Annotated in this window: 17 protein-coding genes; 14 read left to right on the top strand and 3 right to left on the bottom strand. The window is 62.8% G+C overall.

Translation table 11 applies throughout. The annotated features are described in order from the left end of the window. Positions 1–92 precede the first annotated feature (92 nt). Complete coding sequence (locus NF78_RS06165) at positions 93–1,130, top strand: hypothetical protein (protein WP_035985341.1); 1,038 nt, start codon at positions 93–95, stop codon at positions 1,128–1,130. A gap of 32 nt (positions 1,131–1,162) precedes the next feature. Here NF78_RS06165 and NF78_RS06160 read toward each other — a convergent pair whose 3' ends face one another. Together NF78_RS06160 and ctpA are read right to left on the bottom strand one after the other, a co-directional pair. Further along, on the bottom strand, positions 1,163–2,449 hold the full coding sequence (locus tag NF78_RS06160) for an HD domain-containing protein (RefSeq protein WP_035985340.1): 1,287 nt from the start codon (positions 2,447–2,449) through the stop codon (positions 1,163–1,165). 42 nt (positions 2,450–2,491) lie between these two features. After that, entirely contained in the window at positions 2,492–3,736 is a 1,245-nt protein-coding gene (gene ctpA / locus NF78_RS06155) for a carboxyl-terminal processing protease CtpA (RefSeq protein ID WP_035985339.1), read from the bottom strand. A gap of 508 nt (positions 3,737–4,244) precedes the next feature. On the opposite strand from ctpA, the gene petB reads away from it, so the two are divergent. The 10 genes from petB to NF78_RS06105 all read left to right on the top strand — a co-directional run bounded on the left by petB (position 4,245) and on the right by NF78_RS06105 (position 11,158). After that, the gene (gene petB / locus NF78_RS06150) at positions 4,245–4,913 is read left to right on the top strand and encodes a cytochrome b6 (RefSeq protein WP_035985337.1); all 669 of its coding nucleotides are present in this window, start codon (positions 4,245–4,247) and stop codon (positions 4,911–4,913) included. Positions 4,914–5,052: 139 nt separating this feature from the next. Then, entirely contained in the window at positions 5,053–5,535 is a 483-nt protein-coding gene (petD, locus tag NF78_RS06145) for a cytochrome b6-f complex subunit IV (protein WP_035985335.1), read from the top strand. Positions 5,536–5,681: 146 nt separating this feature from the next. After that, positions 5,682–6,137 (top strand): ATP-binding protein, encoded by a 456-nt coding sequence (locus NF78_RS06140; protein WP_035985334.1) that lies wholly within the window; start codon positions 5,682–5,684, stop codon positions 6,135–6,137. 75 nt (positions 6,138–6,212) lie between these two features. Then, on the top strand, positions 6,213–7,454 hold the full coding sequence (locus tag NF78_RS06135) for a glycosyltransferase (protein ID WP_081972523.1): 1,242 nt from the start codon (positions 6,213–6,215) through the stop codon (positions 7,452–7,454). 89 nt (positions 7,455–7,543) lie between these two features. Continuing rightward, positions 7,544–7,939, top strand: a complete 396-nt coding sequence (locus tag NF78_RS06130; protein WP_035985333.1) for a hypothetical protein — start codon at positions 7,544–7,546, stop codon at positions 7,937–7,939. Between the two features lie 103 nt (positions 7,940–8,042). Continuing rightward, the gene (def, locus tag NF78_RS06125) at positions 8,043–8,609 is read left to right on the top strand and encodes a peptide deformylase (RefSeq protein ID WP_035985332.1); all 567 of its coding nucleotides are present in this window, start codon (positions 8,043–8,045) and stop codon (positions 8,607–8,609) included. Between the two features lie 88 nt (positions 8,610–8,697). Further along, the gene (locus tag NF78_RS06120; RefSeq protein WP_035985331.1) at positions 8,698–8,895 is read left to right on the top strand and encodes a hypothetical protein; all 198 of its coding nucleotides are present in this window, start codon (positions 8,698–8,700) and stop codon (positions 8,893–8,895) included. A gap of 129 nt (positions 8,896–9,024) precedes the next feature. Further along, positions 9,025–9,912 (top strand): M23 family metallopeptidase, encoded by an 888-nt coding sequence (locus NF78_RS06115; RefSeq protein ID WP_035985330.1) that lies wholly within the window; start codon positions 9,025–9,027, stop codon positions 9,910–9,912. 45 nt (positions 9,913–9,957) lie between these two features. Continuing rightward, the gene (locus tag NF78_RS06110) at positions 9,958–10,779 is read left to right on the top strand and encodes a peroxiredoxin-like family protein (protein ID WP_052049878.1); all 822 of its coding nucleotides are present in this window, start codon (positions 9,958–9,960) and stop codon (positions 10,777–10,779) included. Continuing rightward, a complete protein-coding gene (locus NF78_RS06105) occupies positions 10,766–11,158 on the top strand; it encodes a DUF1622 domain-containing protein (RefSeq protein ID WP_035985329.1) in 393 nt (130 codons plus the stop codon). The genes NF78_RS06110 and NF78_RS06105 overlap by 14 nt, the downstream gene beginning before the upstream one ends. Positions 11,159–11,170: 12 nt before the next feature. On the opposite strand, the gene NF78_RS06100 is transcribed toward NF78_RS06105, so the two are convergent. After that, positions 11,171–12,505, bottom strand: a complete 1,335-nt coding sequence (locus NF78_RS06100; RefSeq protein ID WP_035985328.1) for a hemolysin family protein — start codon at positions 12,503–12,505, stop codon at positions 11,171–11,173. 282 nt (positions 12,506–12,787) lie between these two features. On the opposite strand from NF78_RS06100, the gene ureE reads away from it, so the two are divergent. From ureE to NF78_RS06085, 3 genes are read left to right on the top strand one after another with little or no spacing between them, the layout of a single operon-like run. Continuing rightward, positions 12,788–13,267, top strand: a complete 480-nt coding sequence (gene ureE, locus NF78_RS06095; RefSeq protein ID WP_035985327.1) for an urease accessory protein UreE — start codon at positions 12,788–12,790, stop codon at positions 13,265–13,267. Next, the gene (locus NF78_RS06090; RefSeq protein ID WP_035985326.1) at positions 13,254–13,964 is read left to right on the top strand and encodes an urease accessory protein UreF; all 711 of its coding nucleotides are present in this window, start codon (positions 13,254–13,256) and stop codon (positions 13,962–13,964) included. Before ureE ends, NF78_RS06090 begins: the two co-directional genes overlap by 14 nt. Positions 13,965–14,024: 60 nt before the next feature. Next, the gene (locus NF78_RS06085) at positions 14,025–14,591 is read left to right on the top strand and encodes a DUF3124 domain-containing protein (RefSeq protein WP_035985325.1); all 567 of its coding nucleotides are present in this window, start codon (positions 14,025–14,027) and stop codon (positions 14,589–14,591) included. Positions 14,592–14,624: the final 33 nt, after the last annotated feature.

Raw genomic sequence — 14,624 nt, 5'->3', positions numbered from 1 at the left:
CGCCCCTGGTTGCCATCGCGTCCCGGCTGACGGAACACCTGTATAGTGGGCTTCCGCGTATTGTAGACAAGTCTTGAGTTGGGCCCTGCGCCATGCCAACCCTCAACCGTCAGCATCAGAAATACTGGCTCACTCTGCTGCTGTTGGCAGTTGCCGGTCTGATCCTGCACCTCAGCGTCTGGTCTACGCCCGCCCACGAGCTGCGGGATGAAGACATCTACTACATCTGGCTGGAGGGAAAACGGATTGTGGCGGGAGAAAACCCCTACGCCAGGGTTTTGGTGGGGGACATGCGGGCCAACGACAAGTACGCCACCTATTTCCCCCTCACCTACCTGTTTTCGGCCTTGGTTCAACGGCTGGGAATAGCTGGATTTTCGGGTTGGCTGTATCTGTGGCGGCCCCTGTCGCTGGGCTTTCACCTGGGCCTCGTGGCGCTGACGCTGCGATATTTTTTCCAGCGCAGTCTGTGGGTTTTCGGTTTTGTCGCCGCCGCCATTCTCCTGCTGGGTCGCTGGAGTCTTTACGTCGCGCGGGTTCACCAGCTTGAGTTTGCGGCCATCTTCTTTTTGGTGGTGTCGCTGGTTTGGCTGCGGGCAGCAACCGGGCGATCGCTGCTGGCGTTCAGCGTTTCGCTTGGTATCAAGCAAGTGGCCATCTTTTTGCTGCCCCTGTATCTCATCCACCTCTGGACAGGCGGAAATCAGGGCAAACGCACCCGAGCGATGCTGTACGGGCTTTGTGTAATTCTCAGCGTTCCAGTGCTGACCTCGCTGCCGTTCCTGGTGTGGAATGCCGAAGGATTTGCGAAATCCATTCTGTTTTCCGCCACCCGGCTGGGCAGTTCCCACATTGAGGCGGCCCCGTCCCTGGACGTCTTTTGGTCTCAAACCTGGCCCTGGTTGATTGGTCTCCGGGCCAAACTGCCGATGCTGGGGCTGATGGGGCTGACTTACCTCAGCTTTTGGCGAGAAAAGATCGGGATTTTGACCGCCGCTGCGGTGGTGATGCTGGTGTTTCTCTACTTCAACTCGGTCCTGTTTTTGCAGTATTTTCTGTGGCCCCTGAGCCTAAGCCTGCTGGCGTTGGTGGAACAGGTTCCCCCGCATCTGCCCCAACGCCAGCCGTAGGGGGCAGCCGTCCTGACCATCTGGCCGTACCGCTACTCCACCGTGACGCCATTTTTGGTGCTGTAGGCGGCCCAGGTTTCCCAGAGCCAGGGGAGAATGTCGCGGGGGTAGAGCAGCCAGGTGCGCTCGAACGGTTGGCTGAGGGTCTGCACCAGCGGCGATCGCTCCTTGATATCGACAAAGGTGTTGTCGCTGTGCAGGCAAATGCCTTCGTTGTAAGTGGTGTAGCCCCGGCTCCAGGTGCGGCGCAGACCGCTGTAGTGCTCGCCCCTGTAGCCCTGCTGCGCCAGATGGTGACGGACGATAGCCAGCAGATCCTGCTGCTGATCCGCCGACAGCCGGGTGACTTCCAGGGTTTTGAGCAGGTCACGATCGAGAAAGCGGCGGCACAGGTCGGCCAGCAGCGGGTCGGGGCTGTGCCGCCACCGCTGCAGGTGGTAGGTAAACACAATGTCGTCCCCGGCCAGGTAGGTGTCGAGGGACAGGGGGCGATCGGGGGCCAGCAGCCAGGCGGTCACGGTGGGGTCGGCCTCGAGTTTGCCCGCGTGCAGGTCGGCCCGGGCGCGCTCGAAGGCGCGCTCCAGCAGCCAGGTGACGGCAATATTTTTGGGGTGGTTATACACCTGCACGTACATAAAGTGGCGCACCACCAGGTAGTGCTCGATCGCAGACAGCCCCTTGTGGGCCACCACCAGCCGACCGCTGCCGGGCTCAAACCGCAGCGCCATCAGAATGCGATCGAGGTCGAGCTGGCCGTAGCTGGCCCCGGTAAAGTAGCTGTCCCGCAGCAGGTAGTCGAGGCGATCGCAGTCGAGCTGGCTGCTCACCAGCTGCCACACCAGGGCGACCGGGTGCGCGTGGGTGTAGACCTGATCCACCGCCGCCGCCAGCCCCGCCGAGTGCGCCTCCAGAGCATTGTGAATCTCCGGCAGCTCGCTCACCATACGGCGGGTCCAGTGCTCGTGGTGGAGGCCAAACACCTCTTCGGCGGTGTGACTGAAGGGGCCATGGCCGATGTCGTGGAGCAGGGCCGCCACCAGCACCGTGGCCCGGTAGGGGGCCAGTTCGGGGTAGCGACGCTGGATCTGGTCAAAGGCACGTCGGGCGATCGCCATCACCCCCAGGGAGTGGGTAAAGCGCGAGCTTTCGGCGCCGTGAAAGGTGAGGCTGGCCGGACCGAGCTGGCGAATTCGCCGCAGCCGCTGAAAGGCCGGCGTGTCGATCAGCTGGGTCAGCAGGGCTTCGTCGGGATCGCTGGCGTGCAGGGTAATCGCGCCGTGGAGGGGGTCGTGGTACGAGCGGCTGGCCTTGGGCTGCACGGCGTTAGCGGGGTTTAAGGTATACGGAGCGGGGAAACGGCGTCAGGAGGCATTGGCCACGACTGTAGCGGCCTGGCTGAGCAGTTCCAGGGCGGCCTGGTACTGGGGGTCGGCCTCGGTGGCGACGGTGTCGCGGTTGAGGGGGACACTGGCTACCATGCGATCGGGGGTAATGCCCAGCTTGTTGATGTCGTGGTGGGCCGGGGTTTCGTACTTGGCCACGGTCACCGCCAGCCCCGCCCCATCGGACAGGTCAAACAGCGACTGAATCAGCCCCTTGCCAAAGGTGGTGCTGCCCACCAGGGTAGCGCGGCCATTGTCCTGGAGGGCCCCGGCCAGAATTTCGCTGGCGCTGGCGGTGCCCTCATTGACCAGTACCGCCAGGGGCGCATCGGTAATCGCCTGGCCAAAGGCCTCAAAGCTGTCCAAAATGCCCTGCCGGTTAACGGTGTAGACAATGGTGCCTTTGGGCAGCCACAGGCGGGCGATTTCGATGCCGGCCTGGAGCAGCCCGCCGGGGTTGTTGCGCAGGTCCAGCAGGTACCCATCCGCCCCCTGGTCGGCCAAATCGCGGATGGCTGCCGTCAGCTTTTGGACGGCGTTGCCGTTAAACTGGCTCAGCCGCAGATAGCCCACCCGCTGGCCGTTGGGGGTAGTTTTGAGCGCCGCCACCACCGGGTTGAGGGTGATCACGTCGCGGGTGAGGGACACCTGGCGGGGGGTAGATTCGTCGGGGTGGCGCAGCTGGAGGGTCACCGTTGTACCCTGCAACCCCCGCATGCGGGCGGCGGCCTCGTCCAGGCTCAGATCGGTGGTGGCCGTGCCGTCAATTTCGAGGACCACATCCTGGGGCTGAATGCCTGCCTGCTCCGCCGGAGATCCTTCGATCGGGGCAATCACCCGCAGCCAGCCGGGTTGTTCGTCCTTGGCAATCTGCAGCCCTACCCCGGTCAGCTCGCCAGCGGTGCTGGTCTGGAGGCTGCGGTACTGGTCGGGGGGCAGCAGCCGCGTGTAGGGGTCCTCCAGCCCGGCCAGCATGTCCTGAATCACCTGGTAGGTATCGTCCCGGTTGCTCAGCGATCGCTCCAGGGCTCTCTGACGGGTAAACCACCAGTTCTGGTGGTTAAAGGTCTCATCCACGTAGGCCCGGTTGACAATGCGCCACACCTCCGCTACCAGGTTTTGCTCGTTGGTGAGGGCCATCGCTGGCTGGGCCGACCATCCGCCGAGCGCCAGGCCAACCAGACAGAGGCAGAGAATACTGAGGCGAAATAGAGATCTGATCATAGAGACAGGGCAGAGGCAGGCGTGAGGAAGACGGGTTGGTAGGGCGTTGGGCGGCTGGCGCTGGGGGCGCGATCGCAGCGGGGAGAGGGCATCTGGAACGAGGCGTGGGCGGCCATAGCGACGATCCTAACCGGCTGCCCAGCGTTAGCTTCCCACCAGTTTACCGTGACTACTTCTGTAGTCGGTATATGTGCTTCGCCAAGGCCAAGGCCGCGCTCAGGCAAGGCCAAACATCCCACCACCGCAGAGCGCAGTCCCGGGCCCAGGCCTCGACTTAGGTTGTAACGAAATGTTTCAGGGCGATCGGATCTTCTCATTTGGCAATTCAAGCCGTTAGGGCGGATTTTTTGCCCAAAAGAACCCAATTTTATGCCGCCTTTGGCTCGGCGAAGGCCGCGGGACGCTCCCCAGGGCTTAGAATTTATAGCTAGGGAATTTAGCGTTGCCATTACGGCTATGTTACATTTTTCATTGACGGCATTTTTAGATATATAGAGTTACCCGCTTCATGTTTACCAAGCAAGTTACCGACTCTAAGGCCTACCAGTGGTTTAACGAGCGGCTAGAGATTCAGGCTCTGGCCGACGATATCTCCAGCAAGTACGTGCCCCCCCACGTCAATATCTTCTATTGCCTGGGCGGCATTACGCTAACCTGCTTCCTGATCCAGTTCGCCACTGGATTTGCGATGACCTTCTACTACAAGCCCACGGTCACTGAAGCCTTCAGTTCCGTGCAGTACCTGATGACTGATGTCAACTTCGGCTGGCTGATTCGCTCCATCCACCGCTGGTCCGCCAGCATGATGGTGCTGATGATGATTCTCCACGTGTTTCGGGTTTACCTCACCGGCGGCTTCAAGAAGCCCCGCGAGCTGACCTGGGTCACCGGTGTGGTGCTGGCCGTGATCACCGTTACCTTTGGCGTTACCGGCTATTCCCTGCCCTGGGACCAGGTGGGCTACTGGGCGGTGAAGATTGTGTCTGGGGTGCCCGGTGCTATCCCTGTGGTTGGCACCACCGTGGTTGAGCTAATGCGCGGTGGCGAGGCCGTGGGCCAAGCTACCCTGACTCGCTTCTACAGCCTGCACACCTTCGTTCTGCCCTGGGCGATCGCGGTGTTCATGCTGCTCCACTTCCTGATGATTCGCAAGCAGGGTATTTCTGGCCCCCTCTAAGGGTTTGAGGTTGGTCAAAACTCGGTAGAGCGGGTCTCGTAGGGGCATGACGTTTGGTTTCGGCTATACAGATTGCCCAACCCGAATGATTTAGACTTTGGGCCTGGCCCAACTGGCTGTAACAGGAGAAGTTTGTTCGATGGCGACCATTAAAAAGCCGGATCTCAGCGATCCCAAGTTAAGAGAAATGCTCAAGCAGGGTATGGGCCACAACTACTACGGCGAACCCGCCTGGCCCAACGACCTGCTCTATATCTTCCCCGTGGTGATTCTGGGCACCATTGCCTGCTGCGTGGCGTTGGCAGTGCTGGACCCCGCCCTGGTTGGCGAACCCGCCGATCCCTTTGCCACTCCCCTGGAAATTCTGCCGGAGTGGTACCTGTATCCCACTTTTCAAATTCTGCGGATTGTGCCCAACAAGCTGCTGGGTATCGGCGCGATGACCGCCATTCCCCTGGGACTGATGCTGGTTCCCTTTATTGAGAGCGTCAATAAGTTCCAGAACCCGTTCCGCCGTCCGGTCGCAACCACCCTGTTTTTGCTGGGTACGGCCGTAACCCTGTGGCTGGGTATTGGGGCCACTTTCCCCATTCAAGAGTCCCTGACCCTGGGTCTTTTCTAAGTCGGTGACTTGAATCGGTTAGGCAAGGCCTGCGTAGAACTGTATCGTTTTACGCAGGCCTTTTTGCGAAGGTGGTACTCTTTGGTTAAGCTGGGTAACGGGTAGTAGGCGTTGGCACAGGGCATTGATACAGGAGTAGGCAGGCAATGGCAAGGAAAGTTTCCAGGCAGGCCCCTACGCAGGCGCACCTGCAGGTGGCCAGTCAGCTCGATGTGATTACCCAGGTGCAGCGCTGGTTTCGCGACACCTGTCGGTCCCTGGAGGGTGAGTCGGCCTGGGTTGGCAGCCACTGCGATCGCCTGGCCCTGGCCCTCACCGAAGGCTTCACCAACGCGGTCCGCCACGCCCACGCCCATCTGCCCCCCGAAACCGGCATCGACATTGACCTGGCCCTCGACACCGACCAGGTGGAAATTCGCATCTGGGACTACGGCGACCCCTTTAACCCGGAGCTGCTGCCCGAACCCCAGCCGGGGGAACTACTAGAGAGCGGCTACGGCTGGTTTTTGCTGCGCCGCCTGGCCGACAAGGTCACCTACTACCGCTCCCAGGACGGGCGCAACTGTCTATCGATCGTGAAGTATGGCACCTGCCCCACCTAAGGCGAACGGGTTTTGATCCCGACAGAGGACAAATGGGTAGCCTAGGGTAGACCTGCCGTTTAATCACCGCCTGCGATGGTTTTGGGGATCCCTGATTTGCCTGCCGCCAATCCGCTGGCTCTTGCTGAGACTGAAGCTGGGGCCTGGCGGGCTACCGCTGTTGATGCCGCCGCCGTAGAGGAGTCGACTCAACCCGGCGGGGCAGTCGCCTTTGTCTTCATTGAAATTTTTTCCTGCGAGGGGGGCATTCAGTCCTACGTCAAAGACCTCTTCAGGGCGTATCTGAGTCAGCCCGACCCCGGCCCAGCCGAGGTCTTTCTGCTGCGGGACGGAGGCGAGGTGGACAACCCCTACGACCTGCCGCCGCTGCGGTTTCACTATCTGAAGTCGGCCACCCCCGCCCTGAACCGAGCCCGGCTGGCGGTAGCCCTGCTGATCGCGCTGGTTCGCCGCCGCCCGAGTCGGGTGGTCTGTGGCCACCTGCTGCTGCTGCCCCTGGTTGCTCCCCTCTGCCGCTGGCTCAACCTGCCCTACACGGTTGTTACCTACGGTAAGGAGGTGTGGGAGCCGCTGCCGCCTCGCCAGCAGCAGGCCCTGCGCCAGGCCGATCAGATCTGGGCGATTAGCCGCTACAGCCGCGATCGCGCCTGTGCGGCTAACGGTCTTGACCCCGCCCGCGTGCATCTGGTTCCCTGCGCCGTCGATGGCGAAGTATTTTGCCTCGGAGCCGCCGATCCGGCCCTGGTCGAGGCCTACGGCCTGAGCGGGTGTCGGGTGCTGATGACGGTGGCCCGGCTGTGGTCCGGGGACATTTACAAAGGTGTCGATGTCACGATTCGGGCCTTGCCCACCCTGGCGGCGGCCGTGCCCAACCTGAAATATCTGGTGATTGGCCGCGGCGACGACCAGCCCCGGCTGGCGGCGCTGGCCGAGGAGCTGGGGGTGAGCGATCGCGTTGTCTTTGCCGGGTTTGTGCCCACCGAGGCGCTGGTGGCCCACTATCGCCTCGCCGATGCCTACGTGATGCCATCCCAGGAGGGGTTTGGCATTGTCTATCTGGAGGCGATGGCCTGCGGCGTGTCGGTCCTCTCGGGGGATGCCGATGGGTCTGCGGACCCCCTGCAGGACGGTCGCCTGGGCTGGCGGGTGCCCCACCGCGATCCGGCCGCTGTGTCCGCCGCCTGCCTGGAAATGCTGGGCGGGCAGGACCGCCGCTGCGAGGGACCGTGGCTGCGCCAGGAGACCCTGGCCGCCTTTAGCCCCGCCGCCCTGGCCCAGGGCCTGCACCGCGCTTTGGCAGCCAATCGAGTAGCGTAACTCGCCCCGGTCCCAGCGCTACAATAGAGGTCACAGCGCTAAGCGGAACGACGGTCCGTTGTAGCCTTTGCCCCACGGAGAACGCCCCTGTGAACCAACATAACTTCCAACAAATTCGGGTGAATTTGCCGGGTTTGGGCTGCTGGCTCACCCTGATTGGCGTGGTCTGGCTGCTGGGAGCGGTGGGCCTGGGCTGGCTGGTCAAGTCGCTGGCGGTGCTGGTGGTACTGCTGCTGGCCGCCCCGGTGCTGGGCTTTGTGGGGCTGCGGTTCTGGCTGCGCCGCAACCTGGTGCAGGGGGCTTGCCCGGTGTGCTCGACGGGGCTGACCGGCATCAAAGGGGCCGAAACCCGCTGTCTCAACTGCGGTACCCCGCTGCACACTGAGGCCGACGGGTTCTCCCGGGTGAGCGAAGCAGGCACTATCGATGTGGCGGCGGTAGATATCACGGTTGAGAGCAAGCCCGTTTTGCCCGATGGCGATTGACCTGTCCCGGGCGGGGTGGGGTTAACCGCTATGTCGTCGTGAGTCTGTGTTGTTAAGATGGGTATAGCAAACCTGCCCATCAATACCCCTGGAACGCATCGCTATGCCCGCCGCCATTCAAGTCGAGAAAACCAAGCTCAAGCAGCCGCCTCTGGAGATTCACACCCTGGGCGATCGCGTGCTGCGCCAGCCCGCCAAGCGCGTGGCCAAGGTCGACGACGAGATTCGGATGCTGGTGCGGGAGATGCTGCAAACCATGTACAGCGCCGATGGCATTGGCCTGGCCGCGCCCCAGGTGGCGGTCAACAAGCAGCTGCTGGTGGTCGATATTGACCCCGAAAACGCCGCTGCGCCCCCGATGGTGCTGATCAACCCGCAAATCATTAAGGTCTCCAAGGACCTGGCCACGGGGCAGGAGGGCTGCCTCAGCATTCCCGGCGTTTACCTCGATGTGGTGCGCCCCGCCGCCCTGGAGGTCTCCTACAAAGACGAGAACGGCCGGCCCCAAAAGCTTCAGGCTAACGATCTGCTGGCCCGCTGCATTCTCCACGAGATGGACCACCTTACCGGGGTGCTGTTTGTCGATCGGGTTGAAAACGCCCTGGCCCTCAATCAGGAACTCCAAAAGAACGGCTTCTACGCCAAAGATGTGCAGCCGCTAAACGCCTGACCCGGCTGCTCCCCTGACTTGGGGCAAGACCCGTGCTAAGCTGCCCGGGTGATGCCCCCTGCCCCGTAGACGTTTAGGAGACGTTTCTGTGACTCCCAAAAGTGGCCTGTTGCTAGCTGGTTCCTGCATTGCTGCGATCGCAGCGGTCGGGTCTATTTTTGAGCTGTCCTCCGGCAGCCCCGACTGGGGCACGGGGCCAACAACGGCGGTGCTGGGCCTGTGCCTGCCCCTGGTCGGGGTGCTGTTCTATGCGGCGGTCAAAGACGCCAAGGCCAACCAGGAGTAGTTCTCAGCCACCGTGGATAAATCTTGGCGAGGGGAATCCTCAGCGCCGTTCCAGCGTCTACTATAGAGACCACGCTGATGCTGATAGAGACCACGCTGAAGACCGAGACTACCCATCGAGGACAGAGCAATGGAGCCAAATCGAGAGAGCCACGGGCTGACCCGGCGATCGCTGCTGGTGGCAGCCGCTGGGGGAACCGCGATCGTGCTGCTGGGGCGGCCAGCTCAGGCCTACGATGTCATTCTCAACCCCGATGCCCCCTCCCTGGGCGATACCATTTCGGTGATTGCGGTGCCGCGCACCTCAGACTCAGCCCAGCCCAAGATCACCGTCAACGACCGGCTGGAGTATCCCACCTTTCCCATCAGCGGCAATCGGTTTCGGGCCCTGGTGCCCACCAGCCCCCTCGATCCCCCAGGGCGCATGGTGGTTCGCGTGATTGGCACGGGCGAGACGCGCAACCTGGCCTTGGGCCTGAAAAACCGCAACTTCCCCACCCAGCGGATTACCCTGTCGCCCGGTCGCAGCAACCTGGGCACCCAGCACGAGTTTGACCGGGTCGCCGCCTTCAAAAACCTGGTCACCCCCGAACGCCACTGGAACGGTGTGATGCAGCGCCCCAACTCGGGCCGCACCACCACCCAGTACGGGGTCCGGCGCTACTACAACGGCGTGTTCGCCCAGGACTACTACCACCGGGGCCTCGACTACGGGGCCCCCACGGGCTCCCCGGTGACCTCACCCGCCGCCGGACGGATTGGCCTGGTGGGACGGGTGGCGGATGGATTTGAGCTGCACGGCAACACCATCGGCATCGACCACGGTCAGGGGGTGCTCAGCATCATGCTGCACCTCAGCCGCATCGATGTGAATGAGGGTGATTTTGTCCGGCCTGGGCAGGTGATTGGGGCGGTGGGCAACACCGGGGCCTCCTCGGGGCCGCACCTGCATTGGGGCCTGTACGTCCACGGCATTTGCGTAGACCCCGCCCCCTGGATGGCCAGGGGGTTTGAGTAACCCCTGCCCACCCTGCTCCCATCGGCTTTGGTCAGAAATCCCCTGATGAACACCTACGCAATTTTGGCCCACACCCAGCGGCAGCGGGTGAGCGACGGAGAGACAGCGCCCCTGCTGGCGGGCTGTGAGAGGGCGGCTCAAACCCTGGTGCTGGTGTGGCCCCAGCTGGGGGACTTTGACAGCATGGAATACGCCTGGTGGCTCCAGCGCGAGGCTGAAACCCTGGGCCAGCAAAATATTGCGCTGCGGGCGGTGGGCATCGGCGATCGCGCCTCGGGCCAGCAGTTCTGCGACTACACGGGCTTCGCGCCGGAGCACCTGTTTGTGGATGAAACCGCGGCCCTGCACCAAGAGCTGGGGCTTTACCAGGGGCTGACCCTCAACCCCCCTGGCTTGAACCCGGGGCAGGCAGCCTGGCTAAACCTGATGCTGATGTGTGCGGGGATCGCCAGCCCCGGCACCCTGCGGGAGGTGCTGCGGGGGTATACGGGCGATCGCCGCGCCCCGCAGCTAATCGGTGACGACGAGGTGGTGAAGGCCGGACCACTGCCGCCATTGACGGGCAAAGCCTTTAATCTGGTCGGCGGCAGCGGGTTTCAGCGGCCCATCGAACTGGCCACCCTGCGTCTGCGCAACATGACCGAGGTGCTGAGCCACTGGCGCACCTACGTGCCCAATGCCGCCTACCTGACCCAGCGCGGCGGGACGTTTTTGTTTGATGGCGACGGCCAGCTGCGCTACGAACACCGCGATCGCGGCATTCTCGGCTTTGCCGCCACCATGGCCAACCCGCTGGCATTTTTGGCCCAGCCTGCCCCGCCGCCAACTCCACCCAGGGCCGCTGGGGTCAGCGATGGCGTGGCTTGAGCCCCTAGAAACCCTGCTGGAAAACATTGCCCTGGGGGTCAGGTTTTGCCTGGAGGCCATTTCGGTGCTGTGCGTGGTGGTGGGGCTGCTCAAAACCGGCCGTCTAGCCCTGCACCTGCGGCGTCAGCGACCGGGGCAGCCGCTGCCTTTCAACCAGGTGCGGCTCAAATTTGGCACCTGGCTGACGCTGGCCCTGGAATTTCAGCTCGGGGCCGATATTCTTTCGACTACCATCGCTCCCACCACCGAAGACCTGATTCGGCTGGCAGTGATTGCCTTAATTCGCACCTTCCTGAATTATTTTCTGGACAAAGAAATAGAGGCGGAGCAGCGCACCGGGCGGGAGCAGCACCAGTACGACCCCGACAGCCGTCGCTAACTCCAGCGCTGACTACTCAGGCACCCGATCGGGGGAGGGTGAGCGCAGCGGCAGATTCTCCAGCAGCACCTTGTCTACCCGGCGGCCGTCCATATCTACGACCTCGAAGCGTAACCCCTCCCACTCAAAAAAGTCGCCTGTGGTGGGGATGCGGCCCATATGCCGAATAATGAAGCCCGCCAGGGTTTGGTAGTTGTCTTCGTCGTCGGTCAGCTGCTCGCGGTTGAGCAGCGCTTTGAGGTCATCGACCGGCAGCAGACCGTCGAGCAGCCAGGAGCCGTCCTCCCGCTGGGTGACCATGGGGTCGTTGGCATCCTCCAGGGAGGGCAGTTCGCCGACGATGGCTTCGACCACGTCGTTGAGGGTGACCAGCCCCTCCACCCCGCCGTACTCGTCGAGCACCATGGCAAAGTGGGTGCTTGACGACTTAAACAGCTCCAGCACCTTGAGCACGTAGGTGCTCTCAGCCACAAACAGGGGGGGCTGCAGCAGGCTCAGCAGGGTGATGGGTTCGTGGGTCTGGCTCAGATAGTTGGGCAGCAGCGCCTTCAGCGACACCACCCCCACGCAGTCGTCAATGCTGCCATTGCAGACGGGAAAGTGGGAGTGGGCGCTCTGCATCACCAGTTCGCTATGCTCGGCAAAGGAGGCATCGACGTTGAGCCACTCAATGTCGGTGCGGGGGGTCATGATCGAGCGAATGGGGCGATCGCCCAGCTGCAGCACCCGCCCCATCATCTCTTGCTCTGCCACCTCAAAGGTGCCAGCGGCGGTGCCCTGGTCGATCAGCAGACGCAGCTCTTCCTCGGTAATGGCGGCTTCGGGCCGCTCCTTGAGCCCCATCAGGTTGACCAGAAAACTGGTTGAAGCTCCCAGCAGGGCCACCAGGGGAGCCGCTAGCCAGGATAGCCGCTGCATGGGCAGGGCCGCCTGACGAGCGATGGCTTCTGGGTAGCTGAGGGCAATGCGTTTGGGCACCAGTTCCCCGATTACCAGCGAAAGGTAGGTGATCAGCCCCACCACTGTGCCCAGGCTCACCACATCGCTGTAGGGGGCAAGGGCAGGCACCTGGTCCAGCCGCTGGCGCAGGGAGTTGGCTACGGTGGCTCCCCCCAGGGCACCGCTGAGAATGCCGATCAGCGTAATGCCGATCTGCACCGTCGATAGGAAGTCATTGGGGTTGTTGGCCAACTTGAGGGCCAGCCGCGCCTTGACGTTCCCCCGCCTGGCCTGCTGCTCCAGGCGGGCTTTGCGGGCCGACACCAGGGCGATTTCTGACCCTGAGAACACCCCATTGGCAAAAATCAACAGCAGAATCAGCGCACTTTCGAGGGCAAGGTCAGACATAGGTAGGGGGCAACGAGGGTAAGAGTGTTCCAGCTAAAACTTATTCAGGGTTTGGTGGCAACAGGCCCAGCGGGCCGAATTGGCGACCTCAAAGGGGACGTTTATTTAGATGGAATACTCTAAGGCAGCGCCCGAGGGCAATAGCAAAACGGCGTGAGTCTGAGTTTGCGACCTGCGGGCAGCCGCCGATCGCTATGGCAAGTTTATCTGTATGTATTGAACGGCATATCGGCCAGCTATGGTAAAAGGAATAAACGGTTTACCCCTCGACGGTTCTAGCTAGTGCTGACCCTGACCCGTGTGCTGCCCCCCAATGCTGCCGCTGCTGTGGTGACAACGCTGTCCCTGACGGCGGGCGATCGCGCCAAGTCCAGGCACCGCTTTACCGCCGACGATGGCACGCCCCTCTACCTCACCCTGGCGCGGGGAACGGTGCTGCGTGGGGGGGATTTGCTGGCGGGCGATGGCGACCCTGCCGGGCTGATTCGGGTGGTGGCCAAGCCAGAGCCGGTGCTGCTGGTCACCGCGGCCTCCAGCTTTGATCTGCTGCGGGCCGCCTACCACCTGGGCAATCGCCACGTGTCTTTGGAACTGGCCCCCGATGGCCTCAAGCTGGAGCCCGATCCGGTGCTGGAAGCCATGCTGGCGCAGCTGGGCGGGCTGGCGATCGCTCCGGCTACCCTGCCCTTTGAACCCGAAGCTGGAGCCTACCGCTCAGGTATGCACAGCCCCATTCACAGCCACAGCCATGACCACAACTAGTGCCCAGGCGCTGCTGCGGCTGCTGCAGCTGACCAGCCCCGCCCTGCCGGTGGGGGCCTACAGCTATTCCGAAGGGCTAGAAACCCTGGTTGAGCAGAGCACTGTCACCACTCCAGCCACCCTCGCCCACTGGCTGGAGCAGGAGCTGACCTACGGCCTGGTGACCCTCGATGCTGCTGCCGTGGGGCTGGTACATCGGGCGGCGCTGAAGGCTGCCTGGGCCAGTCAGGAGGAGGTGCCCACCGAGCCCTTGGCTTCCCTCAACCAGCAGCTCTCGGCCCTGCGCGACAGCGAGGAGAGCCGTCAGCAGAGCTGGGCCATGGGTCGCGCCCTGGTACGAATGGCCACCCACCTGCACCCCGAACTCAAGCCCTGGTTTAGCGCGGTGGGCAACCCCTGCAACCTTGCTGTCGCCTTTGCTCTGCTGGCCGTCCGCTGGGAGATCGACCCGCGACAGGCGGTGCTGGGCTACCTGCACAGCTGGACCGCCAATTTGATCACCAGCGCTGTTAAGCTGATTCCCCTGGGGCAGACGGTGGGCCAGCAGATCCTGCTGGAGCTGTATCCGGTGCTGGAGGAAACCTGCGATCGCGCCCTCGCCACCGAATCGCTCGACGAGATCTACCTCAGCAGCTGGGGCACCTCGCTGGCCACCATACAGCACGAGGCCCTCTACACCCGGCTGTTTCGCAGCTGAAGGAAAGCGCTACAGTTGGCTTGACCCGTTCTGCTGCCCTAACCGCTCAGAGGTGATCCGATGGCGAGTCTGAAGAAGGTGACGCTGCTGGGCGTAGCACTGGGAATGCTGTCGGCCTGCGCGGCTCAGGCTCCGACCAATAGCCCTGCCCCCAACCTCTCAACGCAGCAGCAGTTTGCAGGCCGCCCCGGTGTGACGGTGCTGGCCGCCGATGCCCTGGCGGCGGCGGTGCAAGGGCAAACCCTCTACGTGCCGGTCTACACCGAAATTTTTGATGCTGACCAGAACCGCACCTTTCAGCTCACCGTTACCCTCAGCCTGCGCAACACCGATCGCGACCAGCCGATCGCAATTACCGCCCTCGACTACTACAATTCTGGGGGCGATCGGGTTGTCGCCTACCTCGACCAGCCGATTCAGCTAGGTCCGCTGGCCTCCACGGAGGTCGTCATCGACCGTGGCAATGTCAGCGGCGGCGTGGGAGCCAACTTTATCGTCGAGTGGCAGTCGGCCGCCCCCGTCAGCGATCCGGTGATCGAAGCGGTGATGATTAGCTCCGCCTCCCAGCAGGGCATGTCCTTCGTCAGCCCCGCTCGCGTGATTGAATTATTGCCGCCAGAAGACTAAGCGTTAGCCCCGCCCGCAGCGGCATGTTACCGC

The sequence above is a fragment of the Leptolyngbya sp. KIOST-1 genome, from assembly GCF_000763385.1.
In the GTDB taxonomy this organism is placed as follows: domain Bacteria; phylum Cyanobacteriota; class Cyanobacteriia; order Phormidesmidales; family Phormidesmidaceae; genus Nodosilinea.
Note: the sequence above shows the minus strand (reverse complement) of the source record. Positions and strands in the feature narration are given on the sequence as shown.

Bases quoted from the DNA above. Each gene is read 5' to 3' on its own strand.
- NF78_RS06110 (WP_052049878.1), top strand. From the start codon at position 9,958: ATGAACACCTACGCAATTTTGGCCCACACCCAGCGGCAGCGGGTGAGC.
- def (WP_035985332.1), top strand. From the start codon at position 8,043: ATGCCCGCCGCCATTCAAGTCGAGAAAACCAAGCTCAAGCAGCCGCCT.
- NF78_RS06090 (WP_035985326.1), top strand. From the start codon at position 13,254: ATGACCACAACTAGTGCCCAGGCGCTGCTGCGGCTGCTGCAGCTGACC.
- NF78_RS06140 (WP_035985334.1), top strand. From the start codon at position 5,682: ATGGCAAGGAAAGTTTCCAGGCAGGCCCCTACGCAGGCGCACCTGCAG.
- ctpA (WP_035985339.1), bottom strand. From the start codon at position 3,736: ATGATCAGATCTCTATTTCGCCTCAGTATTCTCTGCCTCTGTCTGGTT.
- NF78_RS06115 (WP_035985330.1), top strand. From the start codon at position 9,025: ATGGAGCCAAATCGAGAGAGCCACGGGCTGACCCGGCGATCGCTGCTG.
- NF78_RS06135 (WP_081972523.1), top strand. From the start codon at position 6,213: ATGGTTTTGGGGATCCCTGATTTGCCTGCCGCCAATCCGCTGGCTCTT.
- petB (WP_035985337.1), top strand. From the start codon at position 4,245: ATGTTTACCAAGCAAGTTACCGACTCTAAGGCCTACCAGTGGTTTAAC.
- NF78_RS06105 (WP_035985329.1), top strand. From the start codon at position 10,766: ATGGCGTGGCTTGAGCCCCTAGAAACCCTGCTGGAAAACATTGCCCTG.
- petD (WP_035985335.1), top strand. From the start codon at position 5,053: ATGGCGACCATTAAAAAGCCGGATCTCAGCGATCCCAAGTTAAGAGAA.
- NF78_RS06085 (WP_035985325.1), top strand. From the start codon at position 14,025: ATGGCGAGTCTGAAGAAGGTGACGCTGCTGGGCGTAGCACTGGGAATG.
- NF78_RS06100 (WP_035985328.1), bottom strand. From the start codon at position 12,505: ATGTCTGACCTTGCCCTCGAAAGTGCGCTGATTCTGCTGTTGATTTTT.
- NF78_RS06165 (WP_035985341.1), top strand. From the start codon at position 93: ATGCCAACCCTCAACCGTCAGCATCAGAAATACTGGCTCACTCTGCTG.